Below are 15,626 nucleotides of genomic sequence, written 5' to 3' on the forward strand. Positions count from 1 at the left end.
TCATTTACTGCCTGCGACAATAAGACAGGTAGTGAATAACAAATTTGCTTGGTGACAATAGCATTGTGGTCCCACCTGATCCCATCCCGAACTCAGAAGTGAAACGCAATCGCGCCGATGGTAGTGTGGGGTCTCCCCATGTGAGAGTAGGTCATCGCCAAGCGCCTAATTTTCTCGATAAGAGAGCAGAAAGCCAGCTGAATAAGCTGGCTTTTTTGCATTTGGCATTTTCAATTTCAACATTCTATTCCTCAGAATACTTCTTTAATTACTGACTTTTTAATTTATCGCCTCATATGCAATGTTAATAGAGAGCGACTTATTACTCCGTTTTCTTCATTCTCCAGCCTTTAGCATCATTTCTTTAAATGGCATCTTAGTCCAAATACTGCAGCGTACCGTATTGAGGTTCCTTTGATTTTTGTCCTTATAGGACCAATCGTTAAATTCAAAGCACGTACTCTTTGTATGCTTGTTTAAGGAAGATTTAGAACCTTGTTGTCAGTTCATTTTGCCTTTAGTTGCATCTTGCCTCGTATCTTTATCCCGTTCTCACTCCTCAACAAAAGTCTCTGCTTTACTGTTTCATTAACGAATATTCATTTTATCGCTCGTTCACTAAGGATCCCTCAGACACTTGTTGCTGATCTTATGTAAATTGGTCTTACCAATTTACATTCGGCGATTGAGTTTGCTATCAATGGAGATGTTGTGTAGTTGTAAATTTAACACTTGATGCGGGTTGAGAAGCTGGAGGAGGTACTGACGTGAAAGGGGAGCTAACACAACAGCTTTTAGATGCTGTTGGCATCATGTTATTGGGCATGGGGCTGGTCTATTTATTTTTAAGTGTATTGATATTAGGTGTACATCTGGTTGCTAAGTGGTGCCGTGAAGAGCCCAAAGCAGCAGAGCCGGTAAAGGTTAATAATGCGGGCTCGACCGGAACTGCAAACACCTTAGATCCTAAATTGGTGGCTGCGATCAGCTTAGCCGTCCAGCAGTATCGTTCTCAGGCTAGATAATGGAGCGCCATATGAACCGAGTAAATTCGATTGTGGCGTCTAAGCCATTACAGTTAACCGATGTCGTCTTGAGGGATGCACATCAGTCTATTTTAGCGACGCGTTTACGCATCGATGACATGCTTCCGATTGCACCTCTGCTTGATAAAGTTGGTTTTTGGTCGCTCGAGTCTTGGGGCGGAGCGACCTTCGATGCCTGCATTCGTTATTTGGGGGAAGATCCTTGGGATAGGATCCGTGAGCTGAAAAAGTTAATGCCTAATACGCCTCAGCAAATGTTACTGCGCGGACAAAACCTTTTGGGTTATCGCCATTATGCCGATGATTTAGTGACACGTTTTGTCGAACGTGCCCATGCCAATGGGGTCGATGTGTTCCGTATCTTTGATGCGATGAATGATGTGCGTAACCTTGAGATGGCGGTAAAGGCGGTGCGTGATGTCGGTGGGCACGTGCAGGGCACAATTTCTTATACGACCAGCCCCGTTCATACGGTTAATACATGGGTCGATATGGCAAAGCGTCTTGAGGACATGGGCTGCCATTCGCTGTGCATTAAAGATATGGCGGGTCTACTCAAGCCGATGGAAGCCTTTGAGCTTATCAGTCGCTTAAAATCACAAACTCAACTCATGCTCTCATTGCATTGCCACGCCACCACAGGCCTGAGTACCGCAACCTATCAAAAGGCGATAGAGGCGGGAATCGATGTGCTTGATACCGCGATTTCATCCATGAGCCAAACCTATGGCCATACGGCAACTGAAACTGTGGTTGCCATGGTAGCTGAGACTGAGCGTGAAACTCACTATGACCTTGCCTTGCTTGAAGAGATTGCCGCCTATTTCCGTGAGGTGCGGAAAAAGTACGCCAAGTTTGAAGGGGCGTTAAAGGGCATTGATTCGCGCATTCTTCGTGCCCAAGTACCCGGTGGCATGTTGACGAATATGGAGAGTCAGCTCAAAGAACAAGGCGCGGCTGATAAGCTCGATGCTGTGCTGGAGGAGATCCCTAGGGTACGTCAGGATTTAGGTTTTCTGCCTTTGGTTACCCCAACCTCGCAAATTGTTGGCTCACAGGCGGTTATCAACGTACTGATGGGGCAAAGATATCAATCGTTGACGAAAGAGACTGAAGGCGTGTTAAGGGGCGAATATGGCGCCACTCCAGCCCCGGTTAATCCCGAGTTGCAGGCCAGAGTGCTAAACGGCGCGGCGGCGATAACCTGCCGTCCTGCGGATTTACTCGCACCAGAGTTGGACAAACTGCGTGCGGAGTTATTATCAAAGGCGCAGGAGCAGGGTATTAGTCTCGTCTCTGAGAGTAATGAAAAGTCTCTGGACGATGATTTACTCATCTACGCGCTCTTCCCGCAGATTGGCTTACAGTTTTTAAAGCACCGTCACGATCCAACCGCCTTTGAGCCAAAACCTGAACTTGCGCCAGTATCACCTGCTACGCCGCGAGAGGCCGAAACCTATACCGTCACGGTTGAGGGGCAAACTTATGTGGTTGAAGTCGCCGAGGGTGGCGAAATCAGTCAAATCCAAGCTCAAGGGCAAGCAGCACTGCAGCTTGGTCAAGCTAATCCTTCTCAGTCGAGTGCTGCGTCAGTACCTCAAACCAGTGAAGTGAAACTTAAGATGAGTGCGCCCCTATCGGGCAATATCTTCAAAGTGCATGTCGGTATTGGTGACAAGGTGTGTGCTGGCGATGTCGTTATCATCCTAGAGGCCATGAAAATGGAGACCGAAATCCGCGCACAGGGGGATGGCATTATTACTCATCTCTTTGTGAAAGAAGGGGATTCGGTTGCAGTGGGTTCTCAATTATTGGCCTTAGCCTAGGAGTCGTTATGGATGGTTTACTGGCTTTCTGGGCCGAAACGGGCATAGCCCATTTTACTGCAGGGCAAGCACTCATGATGGCTGTAGGCGCCTTGCTGTTATACCTTGCGATAGTGCGTGGCTTTGAGCCTCTACTGCTGTTACCCATTGGTTTTGGCGCCGTACTGGCAAATATTCCCAACGCGGGTTTTACCGATGAGGGCGGTATGCTGTATTACGCCTACCATGTTGGGATTGAAACCGGGGTGTTTCCACTGCTGATCTTTATGGGGGTCGGAGCGCTAACAGATTTTAGTGCACTGATTGCCAATCCAAAGACCTTGCTACTCGGCGCAGCGGCGCAGTTTGGGATTTTTGCAACCTTAATTGGGGCGATAGCGCTGAATCTGGTGCCAGGCTTTGAATTTACCATGCAGGACGCCGCAGCCATTGCCATTATTGGCGGCGCGGATGGACCTACGGCGATTTTCCTTGCCTCTAAGCTCGCGCCTGAACTGTTGGGAGCGATTGCCGTGGCAGCCTATTCCTATATGGCGTTGGTGCCGATTATTCAGCCGCCCATCATGCGCTTACTTACCACACAAGCCGAGCGTGAGATAAAGATGGAGCAGCTCAGGGAGGTGAGTAAAAAGGAGAAGATCATTTTCCCGCTGATGGTATTGGGCTTAACGATTCTATTTTTACCCGCAGCGACTCCTCTGGTTGGCATGTTTTGCCTTGGCAACCTAATGCGTGAGTCGGGTGTGGTAGATAGATTATCGAAAACGGCGCAAAACGAGCTGATTAATATCGTCACCATTTTCTTAGGTTTGGCCGTCGGTTCTAAACTTTCTGCGGAGCAATTCTTGCGCGTCGAAACCTTGGGGATCTTGGTTCTGGGCGCGTTGGCATTCGGGATTGGTACCGCAGCAGGGGTGCTGATGGCAAAACTGATGTGTAAATTAACCGGCGGTAAGGTCAACCCGTTAATTGGCGCGGCGGGCGTATCGGCAGTGCCAATGGCGGCAAGGGTGGTGAATAAGGTGGGGTTAGAGGCTAATCACCATAACTTTTTGCTGATGCACGCCATGGGGCCAAACGTTGCAGGGGTATTAGGCTCTGCGGTGGCGGCGGGGATTTTACTGGCTGTGCTTGGCTAGGCTGCGAGTTGGGAGGCTAGAGCAAAGCCTATTGTGAGCCAATAGGCTTTTAAGCCGTTAACCATAGGAGCAGCATAAGCAGCAAAATCACCGTGCCGCTGATGGCGATGATGTAGATAAAGCCACGTTTTCCTTGAGCCAGCGGTAAACCGTTGGCTTTTAAAAACAGTATCCACAGCAAGCAAAGGATAAGTGGGAATAAAAATAGTTTAGTCATGCTTCATTCTACTTTTAGTCAATAAGTGAAGAGTTTAACAGCTTGCTTAGCCGAAAGTCATGGACGTTTTATTCGCAATAAATGAAATACGGATAATAAAAAAGACCGCATCGAAGCGGTCTTTTTTAGTGGATAACTCTTAATGATTTATCGTGATTAATTATCGGCAACCGCAGCCGTTTGAGTCTCGTTGCTGTAGAACTGCTCAACATCAAGCTCATTTTCAGATTTGCCAATCACCACGGCGGTCATCATGTCGCCTGTGACGTTGGTCGCGGTGCGGATCATATCGATAATACGGTCGATGGCGGCAATAAAGGCGATACCTTCTAGGGGCAAACCAATCACACCTAAGGTAACGGTTAACATCACCATAGCGCTGCCTGGCACGCCTGCGGTACCGACTGAGGCAACAGTGGCTGTGACGGCAATCATCACATAATCTAAGGTATCGAGTGGAATGCCGTAAATTTGAGCGATAAAAATCGCGGCAATTGCAGGGTAGATACCACCACAACCATCCATGTTCATGGTGGCGCCGAGTGGCATAACGAAGGCGCTATAACGCTTTGAAACACCCATGGTTTCAACCGCTCTGGTACTTGCTGGTAGGGTGCCGAAACTTGAAGAGGTACTAAAAGCCACTAATTGCGCTGGCATAGCCTTACGGAAAAATTGTACAGGGCTTAAGCCCGCGGCAAATTTAACCAGTCCGCCGTAGACAAAAATCATATGGATAAGGGCGGCAATATAGATGGCGGCAATAAATTTGCCTAGAGGTAATAGGGTCGATAAACCATATTCACCGACCACCCAAGCCATTAAACCAAATACGCCAATTGGGGTGAGTTTAAGCACCATGCGTGTCAGTTGGAACATGACCTCGGCACCCGCTTCTATGGTGCGTTTTAGTGGTTCGGCTTTCTCGCCAACCTTGTTGATGGCGATCCCGACTAATGCAGCAAATACAATGATCTGTAGTACTTTTCCATCCGCCAGTGAGGCAAAGGGATTGACTGGGATCATATCGAGCAGCACCTGCGCAAAGCCTGGAATATTGCGCTCACGCACTTCCGTGGTGGCCAGTTGCATTGTGCCGCCCATATCGATAAGCGAGCCAACCGCTAAACCAATCAGTGAGGCGACAGTGCCTGTCAGCATGAACATGCCTAAGGTCTTAAGACTTAAGCGTTTGAGATTTGTTTGAGAGCCGAGCGAGGTGATACTGACTACAATCGCACAAAAGACCAGTGGCGCAACCAGCATCTTAATGGCGCTGATAAACAAATCACCAAGGGGTTTAAGCACGGTAGCGGTTTCGCCTAACAGTACGCCAACGAGCGCACCTAAAATAAAGCCTGCGAGGACTTTTTGCCAAAAAGGAATGCGGCTAATGGTTTGAAGGATCATGCGTTTTCCAAAAATATATCATTACAAGCCCATGGACCTGAGATGCTAGTATGAGTATCCACTTGAAGTGAATGAACTTATACCAAGCGACGAGTCAGGTACAGGACATTTTTTGCCATTAAAAGCATTGTATCGGCTGTGGTAGGGTTATAACAAACCGATTTTCTTATAACTTATTGTGATAAATGAGTTTGTTGTGAAATGGTTAGTCGCTACATCCTTTTAACGCTGTGGTAGTTCACTGTTTGATAGTGTGAAAGAGCAGTAATTTCATAGAGTAAGCTTTTATGTCTGAATTAAGCATGATGTTTTCTGGGGCTTTTTTAGCCGCAACCTTGTTACCGGGAGGATCAGAAGTTTTACTGATTGCATTGCTGAATAAAGCGCCGCAAGCTTGGGCCGCATTAGTGGTGGTGGCCAGTGTGGGCAATACCTTAGGGGCGATGACGAGTTTTTATCTAGGGCGCATCGGCCGGTTTGCAAAGTCCCCCGAGGCCCTAAGTGAAGGAAAACATGCCAAAGCCTTAGCCCTTATTGAGCGTTACGGTGTTTGGTCGTTATTGTTGTCGTGGGCGCCAGTGATTGGCGATCTATTATGTTTATTGGCGGGGTGGTTAAAGCTTAGGGTGCTTCCCGCATTAGTGATTATTTTGATCGGCAAAACCCTGCGTTACCTTATCGTGGCGGCCGTCACATTGCATTGGTTTAGTTAGTTTTTAAACGTGTTGTTCGGTTAAAGGATGATAAGACTGCAAAGGAAGTCCTTGTATTACTTGGAACTTTGCAGGGCTTAATGAGTCTGAACTCATTATTGATACCGAGCATTCTACAGGGGCTAATTTTTTAGCCTATTGATGTATAAGGGGAATACCTTGAAAAAATGGATATTAGCGGTTGCGATCTCCGCCGCTCTTGCAGGTTGTGCCACTCAAACCTCAACTCAATTACCCGTGGGTGTAAAGTTAATTGAAAATGTGCAACTGAAGGACTCTGAAGTCGGTATTCCCTTTAAAAAATATCAGCTTGCCAATGGTCTAACGGTTATTTTGCATCAAGATCATTCCGATCCCTTAGTGCATGTCGATGTGACTTATCACGTTGGCTCGGCCAGAGAGCTTGCTGGCCGTTCAGGCTTCGCCCATTTATTCGAACATATGATGTTCCAGGGCTCTGAGCACGTCGCCGATGAGCAACATTTTGAGGTGGTGACCGAGGCGGGGGGCACGCTGAATGGCTCAACCAATACCGACAGAACCAACTACTTTGAGACAGTCCCTAGCAACCAGCTCGAAAAAATGCTGTGGCTCGAGTCTGACCGTATGGGCTTTTTGTTGCCGGCGCTGACCAGCGAAAAGTTTGAAGTGCAGCGCGAGACAGTGAAAAACGAGCGCGCTCAACGCATTGATAATCAACCCTATGGCAGAATGAGCGAGCGCTTTAATCAGGCGATGTTCCCGGTTGGTCATCCCTATTCTTGGCCTGTGATCGGTTGGCCAGAGGATCTTAACCGCGCCACAGTGGATGATGTGAAACACTTTTTCCAGCGTTGGTACGGCCCGAATAACGCCACTCTGACCATTGGCGGCGATTTTGATGAACTACAAGCCTTAGCCTGGGTAAACAAATACTTTGGCGAAATTCCCCGTGGCCCCGAGGTTCAGCCAGAGCCTAAGACCTTAGTTACGCTCGATAAGACGCGCTATATCTCGATGGAAGATAACGTGCATTTACCGCTGATCCGCATCGGCTTTCCGACTGTGTATGCCAGCCATCCCGATGAAGCCGCGCTGGACTTATTAGCCAATATCCTCGGTGGCGGTAAAACCTCACTCGTTTACAAAAACTTGGTTAAGGACGGTTATGCTGTACAGGCAAGTGTGAGCCAACCCTGCCAAGAGTTAGCCTGTCAGATGTCGATTTATGCCTTAGCCAATCCGCAAAAAGGTGCGACCCTAGCCGAACTTAAACAGCGTATTCTCGACTCGATTAATGAGTTTGAGCAGCGCGGCGTCACCGACGATGACCTGCAAAAAGTGAAAGTGCAGTTTGAGGCCGATACCATTTTTGGCCTGCAGAGCGTAAAGGGCAAAGTGTCTATGCTTGCCTTGAATCAAAACATGTTTGGTGAGCCGAATAAGATTGCAGTAGACCTTGCGCGCTACGCCAATGTGACCAAAGACGATGTGATGCGGGTATTTAAAAAGTACATCAAAGACAAGCCCATGGTGGTGATGAGTGTGGTGCCGCAGGGAATGACGGCTTTAGTCGCTCATCCGGATAACTTCACCCCTCAAACCTTGCCCGTGGCGAATACGGCTGTAGAGGGCGATTTACCCGCTGCCAAGTTAGTGTCAAGTTTCGACCGCTCCCAAATGCCAGCCTCTGGCGCGGCGCCCGTGCTTAAAGTCCCGACGATTTGGACCACTAAGTTAGCCAATGGCATCGAAGTGATGGGCACTCAAAGCAGTGAAACCCCGACTGTGGAGTTAGTGATTTATCTTAACGGCGGGCACAGATTAGTGCCCGTTGAAAAGGCGGGCCTAGCAAGCTTAACCGCTGAGATGCTGAATGAGTCGACGCAAAAGCGCTCAACCGAGCAATTGTCGCAGGCGCTTGAGATGCTCGGCAGTACGGTGGACTTTAGTGCCTCCGAATCCCAAAGCACCATTAAGGTGTCGGCGCTCACCGAGCACTTGGATGAAACCTTAGCCATTTTAGAAGAAAAGCTGTTCCAGCCTGCGTTTAACGATGCCGACTTTGCGCGGGTGAAGCAACAACAATTGCAGCAAATTCAGCATATGCAGTCAGACCCCGGCTATGTCGCTAACTCTGCGCTGTATAGCTTGCTCTATGGTAAGAATAACGCTCAAGGCGTCAGCGATGCAGGGACCTTAGATTCCGTTGCCGCGCTGACACTTGCGGATGTGAAGGCGTTTTACGCTGAGCAGTACCGTGGTGCAAACGCTAAGATCATTACGGTAGCGAATCTCCCTGAAAGTGCATTGCTACCTAAGCTCGCGGGATTGAGTCAATGGCAAGGGGAGGCGAGTAGGTTGCCGCCACTCAAGTCATTCCCAGCTCTGAAGGGCGGGACTATCTATCTTATCGATAAACCTGGCGCCGCTCAGTCGGTGATTAACATTGCGAAACGTGCCTTACCCTATGATGCAACAGGTAATTATTTTAAATCTTACCTGATGAACTATCCGCTTGGTGGCGCCTTCAATAGCCGTATTAACCTCAACTTACGTGAGAACAAGGGGTATACCTATGGGGCTCGTAGTTCATTTACCGGTGGCATCGAAGTCGGTGACTTTGTGGCCTCGAGTGATGTGCGCACCGATGTTACAGCCAAGGCGGTAAATGAATTTATCAAAGAGATCAAAGCGTATCAGCAGAATGGGATGACAGATACTGAGCTCGGCTTTATGCGTAACTCGGTTTCCCAAGGGCAAGCATTGGATTATGAGACGCCTTATCAGAAGGCCGGCTTTATGCGGATGATCCAGCGTTACCAGCTGAGCCAAGATTTTACTACCGAGCAGGACAAAATTATAAATACTGTAACAAAAGATGAACTCAATGCCCTCGCGGCTTCCGAGCTAGATATCTCGAAAATGATCATCTTAGTGGTGGGAGATAAGGCGAAAATTGAAGCGGATTTAGCAACTTTAGGCTATCCAATTGAAACTTTAGTATTGTAAATTAGCTTTTCGACCCAATATAAATTGCAGACAAGCTAATTGTGCAGCACAACCTCGCTGTCAGTCTAAAGTATTAACGAGTAAGACGGTGACAGCATTAGCTGTCACCGTCTGCGTTTTATCGCAGAAGAATGTAATTAGGCTTGCTCCACGGACAGGTTTAGATTTATTTTGAGGCGTATTTTGAAAGATAAGCCTCAAAATAAAGGTCTGACTGTTAACCTTGTCGCGATAGCGAATCACCAATCAGAGAAGCGCAAATTGAAGCCATTCAATGAATTAGTACAACATTTCTCGGACGCTCAAGGGCGTGCCGCACTCCTTGGCATGTTACGTGGAATTGAGCGTGAAGCGCTGCGTATCGACGAGTCAGGCTACCTTGCGTTAGATGGTCATCCATTAGAGCTTGGCTCTGCATTAACGCATTCGCGTATTACGACAGATTACAGTGAAGCACTGCTTGAATTTATCACGCCAGTAAACAATCAAGTTGGCCCCCTATTGCAAGGATTGACCGAGACCCATGCCTTTAGCGTGCGTCATTTGCATGGTCAGCGTCTGTGGCCCGTGAGCATGCCATGTTATGTGAAGGATGAGCAGAATATTCCAGTCGCCCGTTATGGCACTTCGAACACAGGTAAGATGAAAACCTTGTATCGCAAGGGTTTAACCTACCGTTATGGCGCCCTGATGCAGATTATCTCTGGGGTGCATTTTAACTTCTCGGTATCGCAGGAGCTGTGGCAAAGCCTCTATGAGCTGAGTGATAAAAGCGTGAGCTTTGGGGATTTTATCTCCAAATCTTACTTTGGCCTCATTCGCAATTACCGCCGTTTAGTCTGGGTATTACCTTATCTGTTTGGGGCATCACCTGCGCTGTGTAGCTCGTTTATCAAGGGGCAGAAGACCGATTTACGCTTTGAAAAATCGGGTCGCGGCACCTTGTATTTACCCTATGCGACTTCGCTGCGAATGAGCGACCTGGGTTACACCAATAAAGAGCAGGAAGATCTCAACATCAGCTATAACTCCCTGCCCGAGTATCTGGCTGGGGTGAGAGCCGCGATTAAGATGCCTTCGGCCAACTTTGCCAATATCGGCGTGAAGGTGGATGGTGAATATCGCCAGCTCAATGCCAATGTGCTGCAAATTGAAAACGAATTTTACTCGCCAATCCGTGCGAAGCGCGTCACCAAAAGCGGTGAGAAACCCTCAGAAGCCCTTGCCCGTGCGGGGGTTGAATATATTGAGGTGCGTGCATTAGATGTAAACCCCTTCAGCCCGATTGGGATTGAAGAGAACCAAGTGCGTTTCCTCGACTTGTTCTTACTCTATTGCTTACTAACCGAATCGCCTAAGTCCGATGCGGCAGAAGAAGCCCGTTTAAGTGCTAACTTAAAATCTGTCGTGCTTGAAGGCCGTAAGCCTGGGCTCGAGTTATTAACCGAGACAGGTACACGCTCACTGCAAACGTGGCTTTTGGATCTGTTTGAGCATTTGGATGCATTGGCCAAATTACTCGATGGTGATAAACAGGATTACCAAGCGGCCTTAGCCCATTGGCGCGAAGCCGTGAATGACCCACAAAAGACCTTGTCAGGGCAGGTCATCCAACAATTAATCACTAACGGCCAAGACCATGGACAATGGGTGATGTCACTGGCGCAGCAGTATCACCAATACTTTATGGATTACCCCTTATCAGCCGAAGTTATCAGCGATTATCAAGTCGAGGCGCAAGCATCGCTTAACAAGCAAGCGGACATCGAAGCGGCGCAAAGTGCGGTATCCTTTGATGATTATCTGACTGACTATTTCGGGACTTCATCCTAATGAGTCACTATTTAACTGGGCACAAACTTACACTGGCCGCCAGTCTACTCGGACTCACGGCATTGTTGTCTGGTTGTGCCTCTTCGCCTGAAGATGACTTAAGTTGCGGCACTGTGTCCGGGTATTTACAGCCCGATGCCAGCACCCATTGGTATCGCGTAGTGGTGACTCATCTCAATGGTAAGCCCGTGGTGTCTAAACCTAACTATCAGTTGGCGCCGGGGGAATATGAGTTCACTGTCGCCGAGCTGATTGATGATCCTTCCCTTGGGGTTTCCCTCAGTGCGCGTACTCCTAAAACCTTCAAGTTAATGGTGGAAGGACATCAGCGTTACCATATTGGCGCCTTATTCCATACGGATAAGCGCTATATGGGTAAAGATACCAACTACTGGGAGCCTGGTGTGTGGCAACAAGAAAACCATGAATGCCAGTTTGATCTCAGCCCTGAAACAAAATAGTCCGATTTAACAATGGATTGTCATTTCTGTTAATGAGTTTGGCCTGATAATAGGCGCTAAGGTGATCTTAGCGCCAAAAACAGGATTGGCGCTTTGCCTCACCCTGTGACTGTGCGATGATGAGCCAGTTTTATTTCTTGGGAGAACAAGCGCTGAATGAAATGGCTTTCGACAACTCTGCTATGTGCATCCATAGGTTTACTCTCTGGCTGCGCCACTTCTCCGCCTAAATCTCCCGATAACCTTTGCGATATTTTTCAAGAGCATCGTTCATGGTATGAAGCCGCTAAGGACACCCGTGATAAATGGGGCGTGCCTGTGCATGTGCCGCTGGCGATGATGTATCAAGAAAGCTCCTTCAAGCATAATGCCGCGCCACCCATGGAGTACTTCTTAGGGTTTATTCCCATCGGTCGAGCCAGTGATGCCTATGGCTATGCGCAGGCCAAAACCATGACCTGGGATGATTATGTTCGCGAGACGGGAAACAGCTGGTCTTCGCGGAGTAATTTTGATGATGCCATGGATTTTATGGGCTGGTTTATTTACAAGACCAATAAAATCAATGGCGTTTCCAAGTGGGATGCGAGGGCGCAATACCTCAACTATCACGAAGGCTGGGGAGGTTATCGCCGTGGGACTTATAAGTCTAAGGCGTGGCTGGTTAAAGTCGCGGCTAAGGTGGATGACAGGGCTAAGCGCTATGCGGCCCAGTATAAAACCTGTCAGGAGGATCTAGATTCTTCTTGGTTGTGGCGCTTATTCTTCGGCTAGTAACATTCATGTGTTTAGGAGCTTATAGTTGATAAGCTCCTAATGTCACTACTGCGCCAATTGGTTATTGGCCGCAATCGCTTCGAGTGCTTTTACTGCTTTCTTCTTACCGCGTTTTTGCTCATACATGGCTTGGTCTGCCAGTTTAAATGATTTTGCCCAATCATTGTCGTATGTGGCTATACCCACGCTGAAGTTAAGATTTAAGGATGACTCTTGGTGTAACTTGACGCGCATAGCATCCAAATCGCTTTCAAGCAGCTCTAATGGACCATGGCAGAGAGCGACAAACTCATCCCCCCCGAAGCGCGAGATAATGCCTTTATTATGCCAAAAGCCGAGAATAGTCTTGGCTACTTGTTTGATGGCCATATCGCCGGCCTGATGCCCATGCTGATCATTAATGGTCTTGAGATTATCCATATCGATAATCACCAAAAAGCTGCCTAGATGAGCCTTAGGTTGCCAATGTTGCAGAGCATCTTCGAAGTTTTTACGGTTATACAGTCCGGTCAGATTGTCGAAATTCGCCAATTTGGTGATTTGCAGTGACTTTTGATACAGGGCAATCGCATTGCTGGCTTCATGGGTGAGAATAGAGACCAGATTGCGGTCGTAATCACTAAAGGCACCGACACTACTGCTGTCGAGATTGAGCATGCCATAGAGTTTGCCATCGATGCGTATTGGGCTTGAGAGTGTAGAACGTATCGGTTGCTTAGCAGCGGTGAGCAAGATGTGCTGCTCTTCGCCGGTGAGCGTGCTGGCGGCATTGATGTTCTTCATATCATCCACTACTACCACGCGATCGCATTTGCCCTTAGTGAGTCGATATTCGAAGGACTGCTCGAGGGAAAAATTCAATTGCTTGAGCATGTTAAGATCGAGCCCAACAACGGATTCGAAATGCAGTTTATGGGTCTCTTCGTTGACTTTGATGATGCTACCCATTTCGGCTCCGTTAATGATGCAAACGGCTTTATTCAGCAGTGCATCGAGAAACGCATGTTCATTTTTATACTGGCTCGACAGATGGGCAAGTTCATAAATAGCATCGTTAATGCTCACCACTTGCTCTAAGTGTTGCCATAGACGGGTTAAGCGCCCTTGGTGCAGGTAGTAAATAAGGCTGTAGGCAATCACATAGATAAGACAGACAAACAGCAGCGGCAGGATAGTCCAGCCTTCGGTGGGAGCATTAAACACAAACAGTAAGACGAATAATACTATTGGCACTATCAGCAGCAATAGATGATAGCGATAGTCCAGGCGGTCTATGGTTTTACGTTTAAAATTATCCCTTAATTTCACTCGGCAGTTCCTTTGTTCGTGCTCCGGTTAGTCTGCTTTAATCACTACATCACTAACTCATTCACGCTGAGTATGGATAAGTATATAACGAAGATAAAAAAATGACTGATAAGGGAACAAAATTGCTCCCTTATCAGTGGTCTGCGGCTCGGTTAGGCTTTAGCGAACTCAGCTAAAATCCACGCGAGTGGCGCTTGGTATTGGCTTGGCATCCAAGTTTGCAGCGCGCTAATACTGTCTTTTAACACGGCTGTATTCGGCACAGAAAGGTTTAAGTGTCCGACTTTGCGGCCAGGACGAACCTCTTTGTTGTACCAATACAGCTCGGCATTGGGCAGGCTTAGCCAGCGGGGGTCGTTTTCGATACCAATCAAATTGACCATCACGCATTGAAAGTTCACCTGTGGCTGCGGAATCGCAATACCGCACAGGGCTCTTAAATGCAGTTGGAATTGATCCATATGGGTGCCTGCTTGGGTCCAATGGCCTGAGTTGTGTACCCGCGGGGCTAACTCGTTAACCAGCAGATTATCGCCAACACGGAAACACTCCATCGCCATCACGCCGACATATTCCAGCTCATGCATAATGGCGCTGAGCATGCCTTCCGCTTGCGCTTGCAGGTGGTTCAGACGAGTCAGTGGCGAAATTGAGGCCATCAAAATACCGTCTTGGTGCAGGTTGAGTGTTAATGGATAAAACACACATTGACCTTCACGGGTACGTACGCCGACTAAGGAGACTTCTTCATCGAAGTTGATTGCTTGTTCGGCAATGGCCAAGTTACGCCAATCTTGGGGTATCTCTCCCGCTTCGGCTTGTTTTAGCCAATGTTGACCCTTACCGTCGTAACCACCTGTGCGGCGCTTCATTAGCACTCGAGGGCCAAAGGCTTGATATAGATTTTCGACGTCGGTTTTATCATCGACAAGTGTCCAAGGCGCCGTTGGGACTTGGATCTGATCGAGTAAGCTTTTTTGGCTGTAACGATCGGCCAAACGGCTAAATACTGGGCCGTTAACAAAATGCGGATGGGTGCTGAGTTGTAAGCTTAAGGCGGATTCGGGCCACTGCTCGCGTTCGGCTGTGATGATATCGTGAGGTGCCAGCGGCAGGATTTCATCGGTTGGCGTCATGATATCGACGGCGCGAACATCGATAGCCAGAGGTTCGCCCGCGTGAGTCAGCATGGCGCCAAGTTGGCCATTACCTAATACCCAAATCTTAGGTTTTGCGCTTGCTTGAGTCATTAGGCTTCCCTCGGATCGGGATTGTCCAGCACTGCGCGGGTTTGTTCTTCCCTAAAGGCTTCTAAACGTGCGGCAAGTTCGGCATCGTTATTGGCTAAGATTTGACAGGCGAGTAGTCCGGCGTTAAAGGCTCCAGCGGTTCCGATGGCCAGTGTGCCTACGGCAATGCCTTTTGGCATCTGTACGATAGACAGTAAGCTATCCATACCCGACAGCGCTTTGCTTTGTACTGGTACACCTAATACGGGTAAGCGAGTTTTTGAGGCAATCATACCGGGTAAGTGAGCAGCACCGCCCGCACCACCTATAATAATTTTAAAACCACGGTCAGCGGCACCGGCTGCAAACTCCATCAGTTTATCTGGCGTTCTATGGGCAGATACGACTTCAACATGGTAAGGCACTTGTAGTTTATCCATGATCTCAGCGGCGGCTTCCATTGTGGGCCAATCACTCTTAGAACCCATAACAACAGCAACAAGGGCTTGCATGATAACTCCTTAACTCACTAATTTTAATTATATTTCGACCTTGTATTAGGTCTGGGTACAGTCGATGTCCGCAACCCCTATCAGAGCCGGGAGCATCATGGCGCAGAATAATAGCATGTAAAGCCTGATTTCTGACGTTTTTGCGCGTAAAAATAGCGCTTTTA

The 15,626-nt window shown here is 48.2% G+C and carries 13 protein-coding genes and 1 rRNA gene; 9 read left to right on the forward strand and 5 right to left on the reverse strand.

Annotated elements, in window-relative coordinates; all coding sequences use genetic code 11:
- Positions 1 to 47: 47 nt before the first annotated feature.
- The 4 genes from rrf to M0415_RS00020 all read left to right on the forward strand — a co-directional run bounded on the left by rrf (position 48) and on the right by M0415_RS00020 (position 4,011).
- Positions 48 to 163: ribosomal RNA gene (rrf, locus tag M0415_RS00005) — 5S ribosomal RNA — on the forward strand.
- Between the two features lie 649 nt (positions 164 to 812).
- Positions 813 to 1,025 carry an OadG family protein gene (locus M0415_RS00010; RefSeq protein ID WP_249556617.1) on the forward strand — a complete coding sequence of 71 codons (213 nt, stop codon included), beginning with the start codon at positions 813 to 815 and terminating at the stop codon, positions 1,023 to 1,025.
- An 11-nt stretch (positions 1,026 to 1,036) separates the two neighbouring features.
- Complete coding sequence (oadA, locus tag M0415_RS00015; RefSeq protein ID WP_086903824.1) at positions 1,037 to 2,872, forward strand: sodium-extruding oxaloacetate decarboxylase subunit alpha; 1,836 nt, start codon at positions 1,037 to 1,039, stop codon at positions 2,870 to 2,872.
- Positions 2,873 to 2,880: 8 nt separating this feature from the next.
- Positions 2,881 to 4,011: a sodium ion-translocating decarboxylase subunit beta gene (locus M0415_RS00020; protein WP_023267795.1), complete on the forward strand. Its 1,131-nt coding sequence runs from the start codon at positions 2,881 to 2,883 to the stop codon at positions 4,009 to 4,011.
- Positions 4,012 to 4,060: 49 nt separating this feature from the next.
- On the opposite strand, the gene M0415_RS00025 is transcribed toward M0415_RS00020, so the two are convergent.
- Together M0415_RS00025 and M0415_RS00030 are read right to left on the reverse strand one after the other, a co-directional pair.
- A complete protein-coding gene (locus M0415_RS00025; RefSeq protein WP_011623730.1) occupies positions 4,061 to 4,228 on the reverse strand; it encodes a hypothetical protein in 168 nt (55 codons plus the stop codon).
- A gap of 156 nt (positions 4,229 to 4,384) precedes the next feature.
- A complete protein-coding gene (locus tag M0415_RS00030) occupies positions 4,385 to 5,638 on the reverse strand; it encodes a dicarboxylate/amino acid:cation symporter (RefSeq protein WP_249556056.1) in 1,254 nt (417 codons plus the stop codon).
- Between the two features lie 287 nt (positions 5,639 to 5,925).
- On the opposite strand from M0415_RS00030, the gene M0415_RS00035 reads away from it, so the two are divergent.
- From M0415_RS00035 to M0415_RS00055, 5 genes are all read left to right on the forward strand, one after another.
- A complete protein-coding gene (locus M0415_RS00035; RefSeq protein WP_086903827.1) occupies positions 5,926 to 6,351 on the forward strand; it encodes a YqaA family protein in 426 nt (141 codons plus the stop codon).
- 141 nt (positions 6,352 to 6,492) lie between these two features.
- Positions 6,493 to 9,342 carry a M16 family metallopeptidase gene (locus M0415_RS00040; protein ID WP_249556055.1) on the forward strand — a complete coding sequence of 950 codons (2,850 nt, stop codon included), beginning with the start codon at positions 6,493 to 6,495 and terminating at the stop codon, positions 9,340 to 9,342.
- A gap of 183 nt (positions 9,343 to 9,525) precedes the next feature.
- Entirely contained in the window at positions 9,526 to 11,175 is a 1,650-nt protein-coding gene (gene gshA / locus M0415_RS00045; protein WP_249556054.1) for a glutamate--cysteine ligase, read from the forward strand.
- Positions 11,175 to 11,636 (forward strand): hypothetical protein, encoded by a 462-nt coding sequence (locus M0415_RS00050; protein ID WP_086903830.1) that lies wholly within the window; start codon positions 11,175 to 11,177, stop codon positions 11,634 to 11,636. The genes gshA and M0415_RS00050 overlap by 1 nt, the downstream gene beginning before the upstream one ends.
- Positions 11,637 to 11,792: 156 nt before the next feature.
- On the forward strand, positions 11,793 to 12,410 hold the full coding sequence (locus M0415_RS00055) for a transglycosylase SLT domain-containing protein (RefSeq protein ID WP_086903831.1): 618 nt from the start codon (positions 11,793 to 11,795) through the stop codon (positions 12,408 to 12,410).
- Positions 12,411 to 12,458: 48 nt separating this feature from the next.
- On the opposite strand, the gene M0415_RS00060 is transcribed toward M0415_RS00055, so the two are convergent.
- From M0415_RS00060 to purE, 3 genes are all read right to left on the reverse strand, one after another.
- Entirely contained in the window at positions 12,459 to 13,721 is a 1,263-nt protein-coding gene (locus M0415_RS00060) for a sensor domain-containing diguanylate cyclase (protein ID WP_249556053.1), read from the reverse strand.
- A 152-nt stretch (positions 13,722 to 13,873) separates the two neighbouring features.
- Positions 13,874 to 14,971 (reverse strand): 5-(carboxyamino)imidazole ribonucleotide synthase, encoded by a 1,098-nt coding sequence (gene purK, locus M0415_RS00065; RefSeq protein WP_249556052.1) that lies wholly within the window; start codon positions 14,969 to 14,971, stop codon positions 13,874 to 13,876.
- Positions 14,971 to 15,462, reverse strand: a complete 492-nt coding sequence (gene purE, locus M0415_RS00070) for a 5-(carboxyamino)imidazole ribonucleotide mutase (RefSeq protein WP_011626975.1) — start codon at positions 15,460 to 15,462, stop codon at positions 14,971 to 14,973. Before purE ends, purK begins: the two co-directional genes overlap by 1 nt.
- Positions 15,463 to 15,626: the final 164 nt, after the last annotated feature.

Origin of the sequence: Shewanella sp. 10B (genome assembly GCF_023475885.1) — a bacterium.
GTDB classification, from domain to species: domain Bacteria; phylum Pseudomonadota; class Gammaproteobacteria; order Enterobacterales; family Shewanellaceae; genus Shewanella; species Shewanella mangrovisoli.

Bases quoted from the DNA above. Each gene is read 5' to 3' on its own strand.
- M0415_RS00035 (WP_086903827.1), top strand. From the start codon at position 5,926: ATGTCTGAATTAAGCATGATGTTTTCTGGGGCTTTTTTAGCCGCAACC.
- M0415_RS00040 (WP_249556055.1), top strand. From the start codon at position 6,493: ATGTATAAGGGGAATACCTTGAAAAAATGGATATTAGCGGTTGCGATC.
- purK (WP_249556052.1), bottom strand. From the start codon at position 14,971: ATGACTCAAGCAAGCGCAAAACCTAAGATTTGGGTATTAGGTAATGGC.
- M0415_RS00020 (WP_023267795.1), top strand. From the start codon at position 2,881: ATGGATGGTTTACTGGCTTTCTGGGCCGAAACGGGCATAGCCCATTTT.
- M0415_RS00055 (WP_086903831.1), top strand. From the start codon at position 11,793: ATGAAATGGCTTTCGACAACTCTGCTATGTGCATCCATAGGTTTACTC.
- M0415_RS00025 (WP_011623730.1), bottom strand. From the start codon at position 4,228: ATGACTAAACTATTTTTATTCCCACTTATCCTTTGCTTGCTGTGGATA.
- M0415_RS00010 (WP_249556617.1), top strand. From the start codon at position 813: ATGTTATTGGGCATGGGGCTGGTCTATTTATTTTTAAGTGTATTGATA.
- oadA (WP_086903824.1), top strand. From the start codon at position 1,037: ATGAACCGAGTAAATTCGATTGTGGCGTCTAAGCCATTACAGTTAACC.
- M0415_RS00050 (WP_086903830.1), top strand. From the start codon at position 11,175: ATGAGTCACTATTTAACTGGGCACAAACTTACACTGGCCGCCAGTCTA.
- M0415_RS00030 (WP_249556056.1), bottom strand. From the start codon at position 5,638: ATGATCCTTCAAACCATTAGCCGCATTCCTTTTTGGCAAAAAGTCCTC.
- purE (WP_011626975.1), bottom strand. From the start codon at position 15,462: ATGCAAGCCCTTGTTGCTGTTGTTATGGGTTCTAAGAGTGATTGGCCC.